The sequence below is a fragment of the Sorangium sp. So ce887 genome (genome assembly GCF_051521455.1).
Classification (GTDB): Bacteria; Myxococcota_A; Polyangia; order Polyangiales; family Polyangiaceae; genus Sorangium.
Window position 1 is genome coordinate 7,340,368 of record NZ_CP150354.1, and the last position, 11,914, is coordinate 7,352,281.

Genomic DNA, 11,914 nt, shown 5'->3' on the forward strand with positions numbered 1-11,914 from the left:
ACCGCCCGGGCGCAGCGAACGCGGCCTGGACCCGCGTGAGGCGGCTCGCTCCGCCGCCGCGCGCCAAGGCCGAGCGGATCGCGAGCACGCCCGATCGCCTCAGCGCACCCTCACGACCGCCTTGCATTGCACCGGCTGCCGCACCTCCTGGCCGTGCTGGACGAGCACGAGCGTGCCTCCACCAGCGCCCTGCGCCGGCTCGCCCCGCCGCGCGGGCGCGGGGCTCGGCCCGCCGCGCGCGCCGAGCGAGGCCGCGGGCGGCGGCCCCGCGAAGCGCGCGACGAGCTTCTTCACGACGCCGGGCGGCTCGTAGAAGCCGAGGTCGACCTCGTAGCGCTCGTCCCGCACGGTGAGCTCCACGGCGTCGAGGCACGCGCGATCGCGCGACCACCGGATCACCGCGACGCCGGCCGTCCCGGCCTCGGTGATCCCTGGCAGCGCGCCGGGCGCGAGGCCGATCTCCGTATCGAACGGCAGGACCACGCGCGCCTCCCCGCGGCGCGGCGCGCACGACGGCTCGCTGCCCGCGATGAGCTCGCCGAGCGGCGCGAGCGCCTCCTCGGGGCCCAGCTCGCCGAGCTCGGGCTCGACAGGCGAGAGCACCGCGCCGCCGTCGCCGGCGACCGCCACGGCGACCGGCGCGCCCGCACGCACGCCCGCGCCGAAGGCGAAGCGCGCCTGCTGCGCCGCCGCCCGCGCCGAGCGCTGCTGGTGGAGCTCCCGGAGCGCCGGCGGCGGCCCGCTGCCCCCGGGTCGCGCGCTCGCCGGAGCCCCGCGCGCGGCCCCCGCCTCCCCGCGCAGGTCGACGGCGCTCACCGCGAGGCCGTCGTACCCGGGGCTGAGGAACACCGCGCGATCGCCGAGATCGACGCCGACCGAGAGCTGGGGGACGCAGCCGCCGATCGGCCGCGTCACGCGCGCGGCGTCCAGCAGGCCGGCGAGGCACGTCTCCTTCGGGCCGCCCGCGACGGGGGCCACGCGGCCGTCGCGATCGATCACGAGCCCGACCTGCGCCTCGTAGGGCCGGTACGCGAGCTGGGGCAGCCCGGCGCTCGCGAGCGGCACGGTCGCGCGGCGGATCTCGGCGCGCAGATCGAGCGGGGCGATCCAGGCGAGCTCCGCGTCGGCGAAGGCCGCCGGCTGCGCGCCGCCGAACGACGGCAGCGTCAGCACTCCGAGCGTGCCGAGCCGCAGCGGGCTCGTCGTGCGCAGGGGCGGCGCGGCCACGGCGCCGAAGCCGTACGACTCCGGCACGCGCGCGGCGGCGATCGGCCCTGCGAAGCTGCAGGCGAGCCGCGCGATGGGCGGCGGGACCGGCGGCCGCGCCGACCCGTCGCGCTCGCTCCGCGGACGCCCGGCGGACGGCTCCGCCGCGGCCGCATCGGGCAACGACGCCCCGCGCGCCCCGCCGCCGCTCGCGGCCGACGCCCACCCGAGCCGGAGGAACGGGCCGAGGCGGCACCCCACCGCGGAGCAGCCCGCGAGCCCGGCCGCCGCGCTGCCCGGCGGCGGCGCGACGGGCGCCCACCGCCTCCCGCGATCGATCGTCTCGAAGAGCCTGCCGTCCTCCGTCTCGACGAGCGCGAACGGGCCCGACGCCTCGATCGAGCTCGCGCGCGCCGGCAGCGAGAGGCGGCGCAGCCGGCCGGCGGCGTCGATCGCGATCGGCGCGAGGCCGACCGCGCCTTGCACGGGGAGCCAGCCCTCGATGGCGCCGCCCGCGAGCACGGCGAGCGCGCGCGAGAGCAGCTCCGGCCGCCGGTCGCCGTACGCGGGCAGGACGAGCGGCGGCTCGCTGCGCGCGATCCGCACGACGCGGAGCGCGCCGCGCACCTCGACGCGCTCGCCGTCCGGCAGGAACGCGCCCGGTCGCGCGACGAGGGCGACCGCGCCCCCGCCGCCGCGCGGGATCCACGCGAGCACGTCGGTCGCGTCCGCCGGATCGAGGCGGTGCTCGACCCAGACGAGAGGCCCGCTCCGCACGCAGAACACCGCGCTCCGCAGCGCCGGGTCGCCGGCGAACGCCGCGCGCGAGATCGCGCGGAGGTCGAGCCGCGGCTTCGGCAGCCCCTCGCACGGCCCGAGGTAGCCGAGCGCCTCGCCGTCCACGCCGACGAAGCGGCCGGCCTCCCGCTCCGGCTCGGGCCGGAGCTCGAACGCGCGCTCGATCCGGAGCGCGCGCGGCGCGCGCGCATCGCTGGCGACGTCCACGACGCTCGCGCGATCCGGGCCGGCGCAGACGGCGAGCAGCGCGTCGCTCGCGCGAAACGGCGCGCACTGGCCGCTGCCGGGCGGCAACGGCGCGACGGACGAGGCGCGACCGGTCGCGAGATCGATGCGGCCGATGGAGCCATCCGCGGCGATCACCGCCCCGCCGTCGGCGAGCGGCAGGCCCGAGGCCACGGCGTCCGCGAGCTGATCGAAGGGGGCGCCGGGGAGCCACCCGGCGTCGACGCCGGCCGGCGGCCGCGCGCGCGGGGCGCGGGGCTCGCCGATGCGGCCGCTCGGATCGACGGCGCGCTCGAGGCCGCCGAGGAGCGAGACGACGATCTCCTCGCCGCGGACATCGAGCGCGATCGCGCCGCCGAGGTCCGCGGTGACGTCGCGGTAGGAGGCGCCCGCGTCCAGCGTGAGGAGCGCGCGCCCGAAGACGGTCAGGCCGAGCGCGCGGCGCTCGCCGGCGGCCGCGGCCGCGACGAGGGACGGCAGGCCGAGCGGCCGCAGCGCGCCGCTCGCGCCCTGGACGACGAAGCTCCCGACCGGCGTGATCAGGCCGATTCCGTCGAGCCATGGGAACACGCCGGCGACGCTGCCCGGCAAGGTCGCGCGCTTGCGGAGCTCCCCGGCAAACGTGGCCGCCGTGGTGATCTCGCCGCCGCTCCAGAACACGTAGCGCGGCCCGGCCGGCGCGCTGGCCTGAGCCCAGACGGGGAACGCTGCGCCGCCGGCGAGCCCCAGGCCGTCTGCGCCGAGCGGCTCGATCCGCTCGAGGCCGTGCAGCTCGACGCGCTGGCCGTTGACGACCGCCCTGCCGACCTCCTCGCCGCCGACGATCACGCGCTCGACGAGGCCCTGCGCCGGCGGCGCGACGTACCGGGCCGGGCCGAGCATGACGACGGAAGACGCGGGGCGAGGCGGCTCGGGTGCGCCGGGCGGCGCGGGCGCCGGCTCGGGCGCCCCGCAGGCCGCGAGCGCCGGCGCGGCGACGAGCGATAGCCGGCCGAGCGCGCGGGAGAGCGCGCCCGAGGAGCGCGGGTCGGCGGCCCCGCGCCTCACTCGTCGCCCGACCGGGCGCCCGCAGCGCACGTCAGGCGCTGCATCGTCGACGCGGTCCGCAACACACCTTCTCCGCCTCCCTCCCCGCTCCCCTGCCCGCGCGGCGCCGTCCACCGCGCGATCAGCGCCGCGCCCACCGCCGCCTCGCCGCGCCGCCTCGAGTCGGCGACCGCGAGGTGCAGCGCTTCGAGACAGACGCGCTCGCGCCCCCAGCGCACCTGCGCGATGCCCTGGTTCCCGGGGGCGATCGCGGGCAACGCCCTCCGATCGAGGCGCAGCGCGCTCTCCGGATCGAGCGCCACGAGCGCGCGCCACGCGCCCCGCATGGCGCGGCAGCGCGCGTCGCTCGCGGCGGTCAGCGTCGACCAGGGCGCGAGCGCGACCACCTCGCCCGCCGTCGCGGCCGTACGGTCGAGCACCGCGGCCCCTGCGGTCTCGGGGGCCGGGCCGTCGAGCACCAGCACGCCGGTCTCGCCGTCGTCGCGCCGGGCCAGCGCCATCGGCCGGCCCCGCAGCTCCTCGCGGTCGAGCCCCACGATGCGCGCGGGCTGCCGGGGCTCCGGCGTGTGCTCCTCGATGGCCGCGCGGCGCCGGTGCTCGCCGAGCACGAGGGCGCGGCCCGGGCCGAGCAGCAGACCAGGGGTCCGCCCCGCGGAGGCGTCCGCCGGGCTCCGGCGAGGCTCGAACGCCGGGAGCGCCCGCGCGCCCCCGGGGCCGAGCAGCAGCTCGCCCACCTCGGCGAGGACGAGCAGCGCCGTCTCGCCGCCCGCGGCGAGCAGCGGCACCGAGGTCGCCCGCTGCGCGCCGCGCCCGCCGCTCAGCGCGAGCTCGGTCGCGTTCAGCCGCAGCACCTCGCCGCGCAGGTCGAACGGAAGGCGAAACAGCGCGCTGTGCGTCCGCAGCGCCGCGGCCTTCGGACCGCCCTTCCCGGGCGCCGCGTCCTCGGGCGGCGCCGCGTCCTCGGGCGGCGGCGCCTCCTCGGGCGGCGGCGTGGCGCGCTCGGACGCCGGCGCGTCAGCGACGATCTCCAGCGTCTCGCCGTACGGCGTCGACACGGTCCATCGCTCCGCGCCGGCCGCGGGCGCGGCGCGCGGGAGCGGCGCCGGCAGGCCGACCGGCGCGCACGACAGCACCGGCAGCCCCGCCGTCGTCTCCTGCGGCCGGCCGCCTCCGCTCGGGCAAACCGCCGCGCCTGCGCCCGCCCCGCTCGCCTCCGCAAGCCCGCAGCCTAGGCCCGGCGCGGGGGCGACGTCCGGCGACAGCTCGCCCGCGCCCCAGCCGAGCCGCACCACCACGCCGGCCAGCGCGCAGCCGAGCGCGGAGCACGCGCCCTGGAACGACGACGGTGGCACCGGCGAACGCCCCGCAGCGCGCCACGTCCGGCCGTGATCGAGCGTCTCGTGGAGCTCCGCGCCGCGCGTGACGAGCACACCGTGATCGCCGGTCACCACCATCCCCGCCGGATCCTGCGGCAAGGCGTGCGTCTGGATCGCCCCGTCCGCCGCGATCGAGACGCCCAGGCTCGCTTGCCTGACGGGATCGGGCCACTCGATCGACGACAGCCACCCGTCGACCCCGCCGTCCTCGCGCGCACGGAAGCGCCGGTCGACGAGCACCCGCGCCCCGTCCCGCGGAGGCGGCGTCCAGTACCAGCCGGGGAGATGCCCGCGTAGCTGCACGACCCGCACGCCCCCCTCGTCGCGGCCCAGCGGCGCGCCGACCGGCGCCGGCAGCGCGTCGCGCTCGCCCTGCAGCAGCGCGACAGCGCTCCCGTCCCGGCGCGGCGCCCAGCCGACCAGCGCCTCCGCCTCGCCGATCTCGACCGCGTGCTCCACCCACGCGCTCGCGCCGCGCCGCACGCAGATCCTCGGCGAAACCACGACCGCTCCGTAACGGCGATCGCGCTCCTCGTCGCTCACGAGCCGCGGAGACGCCGAGCAGCCGCCGACGTAGCCGAGCGCGCCGCCGTCGTCGGCCACGAAGAACCCCTCGTCGCTGAAGGCGCGCTCCACCCGCGGCGCCTCGCCGCGCTCCGAGCGCAGGACGTAGCTGCCGTAGCCCTCGTAATCGTCCCACGCGCACAGGAAGAGCAGCCCGTCCTCCGCGCGCATCGGCGCGCAGTCCAGCCCGTCCGGAAACCAGCCGGCGAGCCGCTCGCGCGTCGCCCCCGTGCGCGCGTCGATCCGCGCGACCCCGCCCTCGAACACCCCGAGCGCCGTCCCGTCCGGCAGGAGCGCGCCGGCGGAGACGACCGCCTCGAGCGGCGCGAGCGGCGCGCGCTCCTCGAGGGCCAGCTCCCCGCGCTCGCCGGCCCGGGGGCCCGCGAAGAGCAGCTGGAACGAGCCGCCCGGCGACATCGCGCGGAGATCGCCGTCGGGGCGCCCGAGCGACCCGTCCGGCAGCACGGCCACACGCCCGAGCGTCGTGCCGAGCCAGAGCGCGTCCGGCGCGACGACGAGGCCGCGCGAGGCGAGGCCGATCCGCCGGCCGACATCGCTCCATGTCCTGCCGCCGTCCACGGTCGTCGCCGCGCGGCCGAAGACGTCGAGGCGCGCCGCGCGCGCCGCGTCCAGCGCGGCGAGATCGTGGATCGCCGGCGCATCGAGCGGCCGGCCGCGATCCTCGCCCGGCAGGAGCGCCCGCGGCCCCTGCTCCGTGAAGACCACGACGCCGTGCAGGCCGTTCCGGGCGCCCCGCACGGCGCTGGCGCCGCCGCCGATCGCCACCTCCGCGAGCGGCCCCGTGAAGCCGCGCGACCGGAACGCCCTGCGCCGGGTCCAGTGCAGGAAGCCCCCGCCGAGGTGGGGCGCGACCGCGAGCGACCCGACGACGGGATCGCCGGACGCCCACAGATCGGGCTCCCACGCCGCCGCGACGACGCGCCCGCCCCCGCCGAGCTCGAGCCGCGCGCCGGCCGCGACGACGCGGCCCACGACGGCCGCGTCCGGTCCGCCGTGGGTCACGCGGAACACGCCGTCCGCGAGCCCCTGGAACGCGAGCCCCTGGAAATAGCGAGCCCCCGCCGGCGCCGCGCCTGCCGCGCCCGCTCCGCCCCACGCGCCCGACACGCTCGACACACGCGCAACCTGCGCAGACCGAGCCGCCCCCGCAGCGCCGCGCGCAGGGGTCGGCTCGGGCGCGAGCGCGCAGGCGGCCGCGAGGAGCGCCGTGAGCAGACCGAGCGAGCGCGCCAGCATCGGGGAAGACACGACGGTATCCGCTGTACCGCCCCCGTCCAGCGCCGATCCGCCTCCCCCAGCCGACAGCCGCGCTCTCCCCTCGCTCCCCATCGTAAGCTGCGGCCCGCGGCGCCCTGCGCCCGCCCGGAAAGCCGTGCCCACCCCTCGCCGACCTCGAAGGCCCACCCGCGAAGAGCTCCTCGCCGCCGCCGGCAAGACGGTGCCGGACGTCATCGCCCCCGACCTCCGCGTCCTCTTCTGCGGCATCAACCCGGGCCTCTACACGGCCGCTGTCGGGCACAACTTCGCCCGCCCCGGCAACCGGTTCTGGCCGGCGCTGCACGCCGGCGGGTTCACCGATCGCGTGCTCGCTCCCTCCGAGGAGCGCGAGTTGCTGACGCTCGGTTACGGGATCACCAATGTGGTCGAGCGAGCGACCGCATCGGCCGATGAGCTCTCCACCGACGAGCTCGCCGCCGGGGGGCAACGGCTCGCCGCCAAGGTGCGTCGCTACCGCCCCCGCTTCCTGGCCGTGCTCGGGATCGGCGCCTACCGGAGCGCTTTCGGCAGGCCCCACGCCGCGCCCGGCCCGCAGCCGGAGACGCTCGAAGCGACGAGGCTCTGGGTGCTGCCGAATCCGAGCGGGCTCAACGCCAGCTACCAGCCGGAGAAGCTCGCGGCGATGTTTCGCGCCCTCCACGACGCGGTCGCGTCTACCACCGTCTCACCGTGAGCTGCTGAGTCCGCCGACTCCGCTCTCCCGAAAGGTGGTGCCCGCCTACCGCCGTCGCGACTCGGCTGTTCCCCCTCAAGCCAGCTCGGCGGTCGCGGTGGACAGGCGGGTTCCCCGCGGACGCGCGCTCGCCGCCTCGCCCGCGCGCCTACTCGGGCAGCGCGCTCTCCTCCTCCTGAGGCACCTTTGCGCGCGCGCTGCGGGCCTCCTCCCGCAGGGCCGCGAGGCCGGGCGGCCCCTCGGGCGAGCGCGCGCCGCGGTTGCTCACCGCAGCGAGCCAGGCCATCGGCGAGTCGGGCATCCTTTGCGTGACGAGGAGCACTCCGCGCGACGCGTAACGCGAACAGCCTTCTTCGCACATGGGCAGCACGAGGCGGAGCCCACCGCCGCCGCCTCGGCTCACGAGGGGCGCCACGCGCATCTCGGCCGGAGGCGGCGCGAAGGCGGCCACCATCGTGCGCTCGACCAGCGCCACGAACGTCCCTCGAGACGTCGCGGGCGGCTCCGCCGCCTGGATCGCGGCGCTCACCGACGCCTCGGACCGGCCCGGCGGGAGCGCGTAGAGCCCCGCCCCGTCGGCCGCGTTCGCCGGCGACGGCGGCAGCGCGCCCACGAGCGCTCCGCCAAGCGCGCCGACGAACGAAGCCAGCTTGAGTCCGAATCGCATAGGTGCTCCCTCGGCGGCACATCCAGCAGGCTTCATGCCAGCCACGCGCGGCCGCCTGCAGCGGCGCATCGCGACGCCGGCGCCTGTCGCTCCGCTCGCCACGCGTGCCGGATCGCCTCAGCGTGGCGTTCGGGGGCCCGGCGCCGCGCGGCGCGGTGCGGCGTGGTGGCTGGGATGCTGGAGAATCCGCCGCTGCCGTGCGAGCGCCGCTTTCGCTTGCCAGACGGTCCGGGCGCCGTTAACCGTCATCGTTATGCCCGACAGAAGGCCAGGGCTGAGCCCTTACGAGAAGAAGGCCCCTCTCCCGCCTGGCGCCCCCCTCCCCTCCACGCCTTCCGAGCCCGTCGCGAGCATTCTGCTCGTCGACGATCACCGCCCGAACCTCCTCGCCCTCGAGGCCGTGCTCGATTCGCTGCGCCAGCGGCTCGTCACCGCGCAATCCGGCGAGGAGGCGCTCGAACACCTCACCCGCGAGGAGTTCGCGCTCATCCTCATGGACGTGAAGATGCGCGGTATCGACGGCTTCGAGACGGCCGCTCGCGTGAGGGGGCTCGATCAGGCGAGGCACACGCCGATTATCTTCATCTCGGGGCTGCCGGAGGACGAGGATCGATTGTATCGCGGCTACCGCGAGGGCGCGGTCGATTATGTCGTCAAGCCGTTCAATCCCGACATCCTCCGCGCCAAGGTGGCCGTCTTCGTCGAGCTGCACCGCAGGGCCGAGCAGATCAAGCGGCAGGAGGCGGCGCTCCGCCAGCTGGAGCGCCAGGCGAGCGACGAGGTGTTCCGGCGCATCATGGACACCAGCATGATGGGCCTGCTCTTCAGCGACTACGAAGGGCGCGTGATCGAGGCGAACGACTGCTTCCTCTCGATGGTCGGCTACACCCGCGAGGACCTCAAGGCGGGCTCGCTCACCTGGCAGCAGCTCTCCCCCCCGGAGTACGAGCACGTGCATCGCGACGCGGTCCACGAGCTGAGCGTCCACGGGGCCACGAAGCAGTTCGAGAAGGAGTACATCCGCAAGGACGGCAAGCGCGTGGCGGTCCTCGTCGGCTCCGCCCGCATCGAGACGCAGCGGCGCAACCTCACTTACGTGCTCAACATCAGCGAGCGCAAGCGCGCCGAGGCCAACGTCAGCCTGCTCGCGGGCGCGGGCGAGATCCTCTCCTCCTCGCTCGATTTCCGCGTGACGCTCGGGCAGCTCGCCCGGCTCATCGTCCCGCTCCTCGCCGACTGGTGCGCGGTGGACATCCAGGCGCAGGACGGCGTCATCCAGCGCGTCGCCGTCCAGCACACCGACCCCGAGAAGGTGACGCTCGTCCGGCAGATCGAGGAGAGATACCCAGTCGATCCCGGGGCGAACCGCGGAGTGCCGAAGGTGCTCCGGACCGGCGAGACCGAGTGGGCCCAGGACATCCCGGACGCGTTGATCGTCGAGAACGCGCGGGACGAGGAGCACCTCCGGATGGCGCGCCAGCTCGGCCTCCGGTCGTACCTGGTCGTGCCGCTGGCGGCGCGCGGGCGCGTCCTCGGCGCGATCACGCTCGCGCATGCGGAGTCGGGCCGGCGCTACACGAAGGCGGACGTGCAGTTCGCCGAGGAGCTCGCCCGGCGCGCCGCCCTCAGCGTCGACAACGCGCTGCTCTTCGAGCGCGAGGTCACGGTGCGCAAGGAGGTCGAGACGCTCGCGGAGGAGCTGAAGCACAGCGAGGCGCAGTTCCGGCTGCTCGCCGAGACGATGCCGCAGCTCGTGTGGACCAACCGCCCGGACGGCCATCACGAGTACTTCAACCAGCGCTGGTACGACTACACGGGGCTGACGGCCGAGGACACGGGGGGCGAGGGCTGGAGCCGGATCATCCACCCCGAGGAGCACGAGCCGGCGATCGAGACGTGGCGGCAGGCGCTCCGCACGGGCGAGCCGTACGAGAGCCAGTGCCGGCTCCGGCGGGCCGACGGGGTCTACCGCTGGTTCATCGGCCGGGCGGTCGCGGCGCGCGACGGGTCGGGCCGCATCGTGCGCTGGTTCGGCACGTACACGGACATCGACGATCAGAAGCGGGCCGAGGAGGAGCGGCAGCGGCTCGTCCAGGCGCTGGAGCGCAGCAACAAGGAGCTCGATCAGTTCGCGTACGTCACGAGCCACGACCTCAAGGCGCCGCTGCGGGGCATCGCCAACCTCTCGCAGTGGATCGAGGAGGATCTGAACGACAAGATGACGGCGGAGAGCCGGAAGCAGCTCGATCTGCTCCGCGGGCGCGTCCACCGGCTGGAGAACCTCATCGACGGGATCCTGAGCTACTCGCGGGCGGGCCGCGTCCGCGAGAAGCCCGAGGCGATCGACGTCGGCAAGCTCCTCCGGGAGATCGTCGAGCTGCTCGCGCCCCCGCCGGAGACGCGGGTGGAGATCGCCCCCGACATGCCGGTCCTCGTCACCGAGCGCGCGCCGCTCCAGCAGACGTTCCTGAACCTCATCAGCAACGCGCTGAAGCACGCGGGGCGCGCCGATCCGGAGGTCCGGCTCAGCGCGCGGGACGCCGGCCCGTTCTGGGAGTTCTCGGTCTCCGACAACGGCTCGGGCATCGCGCCCGAGTACCACGACCGGATCTGGGGCATCTTCCAGACGCTGAAGGCGCGCGACAAGGTCGAGGGCACGGGCATCGGCCTGTCGGTCGTGCAGAAGATCGTCCAGAGCAAGGGCGCGCGCGCGTGGGTCGAGTCCGCCGTCGGCGCCGGCGCCACCTTCCGTTTCACCTGGCCGAAGCTCGAGGCCAGAGAGCCCTCCTCGCCCGGATGACCCTGCCGGTCGCCGCGCGCTGCGCGTGACGCAGCGCCGCGCGCGGACTCAGCAGCATCGCGGCAGCCACCGCCTGAGCTGCACGTCGGGTCGAGACGTGACGCCTCACGCGGCTCGAGGCGCGCCCGGCGATCGCGCCGTGACTTCCGGCTCGGCACGGAGTTTGAACACCCCTCCGCGATACAACAGGCGACCTGAGACGACGCGCGCCGGGATGGCGGAACGAAGAAGGCATTGCTCCTTACTCTTCCGGCGCCGTGTCGCTTCTCTCGGGCCGCAGACCTCGAAAAGGAGGGTATTCATGCCGTCGATATTCAACCTGCCCAGGGTCTACCTGGGCGCGCTTGCGATCTCGCTTCTCTCCGCGTGCGCCGCGGCCCCGCCTCCGGAGCAGGCGCGATCTGAGCCGAGATTGCCCAACCCGGGCCCCGATGGGGTCTACAAGGTCGAGTGGCCCGATCTGAGGGAGGGCGAGGATCGGTTCATCGGGCTCACCCTCGGTGCCGACATCGCCGATGTCTGCCGGCTGCCCAAGACGAACTTCGCCTTCGACTCCGCCGAGCCGCTGCCGCAGGAGCACCTGGAGCTCCGGGCTGTCGTCGACTGCCTGCTCACCTCCAACCTCAAGGATGCGAGGATAGAGCTCATTGGCCGGGCCGATCCGCGAGGTGCGCAGGCCTACAACCAGGATCTCTCGCTCCGCCGCGCCACGCGGGTGAAGGAGATCCTCGTGAAGGAGGGCATCTCTGCGGATCGCATCGCGGTGCGCGCGACGGGCGCGTCCGAGGCGGTCGGCACTCAGCCGATGTACTCCTACGGCTATGATCGCCGGGTCGACGTAGCTCTCATCGGCATCGCCCACTCCCCCCGGTGAGCGGGGAGCGCCCGCTGCGGATACGGGCCCATCTCGACGTTTTCGGTGCTCGGCGTACTGGAGTACGCCTCCGCGCCGAAAACGCCGATCTGGGCCCGTCTCCTGTGCGGGCGCACCCCGCTCGGCGGGCGCGGATCGGAGGGCGCGAAGAGCGCGCGTCTCGCGTGGGCGCAGCGCGGCTTCAGATCCTGAGTTCACATCTTACGTTTGCGACGGCACGATGGCACGACGGCGCGGCGCCGGGGCGGACTGGGGAGGCGCGTCACGACAGATGTGGCATTTCGTCACGGAGGCGCCACGGTGAGGGGGCGCGGCTGCGGGGGTAAGCGGGCCGCGCAGCGCGATCTGGGGGTTGGTCCGGGGCCTGCAATGCATCCGCTCACGA

6 protein-coding genes are annotated in these 11,914 nt (G+C 75.7%); 3 read left to right on the plus strand and 3 right to left on the minus strand.

What is annotated here, in order from left to right; translation table 11 throughout:
- Positions 1-99: 99 nt before the first annotated feature.
- The gene (locus tag WMF36_RS27185) at positions 100-3,276 is read right to left on the minus strand and encodes a hypothetical protein (protein WP_437573676.1); all 3,177 of its coding nucleotides are present in this window, start codon (positions 3,274-3,276) and stop codon (positions 100-102) included.
- Positions 3,273-6,485 carry a hypothetical protein gene (locus tag WMF36_RS27190; RefSeq protein WP_437573677.1) on the minus strand — a complete coding sequence of 1,071 codons (3,213 nt, stop codon included), beginning with the start codon at positions 6,483-6,485 and terminating at the stop codon, positions 3,273-3,275. Before WMF36_RS27190 ends, WMF36_RS27185 begins: the two co-directional genes overlap by 4 nt.
- A gap of 190 nt (positions 6,486-6,675) precedes the next feature.
- Here WMF36_RS27190 and mug point away from each other — a divergent pair, with 190 nt between their 5' ends.
- Positions 6,676-7,188 (plus strand): G/U mismatch-specific DNA glycosylase, encoded by a 513-nt coding sequence (gene mug / locus WMF36_RS27195; RefSeq protein WP_437581968.1) that lies wholly within the window; start codon positions 6,676-6,678, stop codon positions 7,186-7,188.
- 148 nt (positions 7,189-7,336) lie between these two features.
- Here the strand turns inward: mug and WMF36_RS27200 are convergent, their stop codons facing one another.
- A complete protein-coding gene (locus tag WMF36_RS27200; RefSeq protein WP_437573678.1) occupies positions 7,337-7,855 on the minus strand; it encodes a hypothetical protein in 519 nt (172 codons plus the stop codon).
- Positions 7,856-8,108: 253 nt separating this feature from the next.
- Between WMF36_RS27200 and WMF36_RS27205 the strand changes: the two genes are divergently transcribed.
- Complete coding sequence (locus tag WMF36_RS27205) at positions 8,109-10,655, plus strand: PAS domain S-box protein (RefSeq protein WP_437573679.1); 2,547 nt, start codon at positions 8,109-8,111, stop codon at positions 10,653-10,655.
- Between the two features lie 301 nt (positions 10,656-10,956).
- Entirely contained in the window at positions 10,957-11,529 is a 573-nt protein-coding gene (locus tag WMF36_RS27210; protein WP_437573680.1) for an OmpA family protein, read from the plus strand.
- Positions 11,530-11,914: the final 385 nt, after the last annotated feature.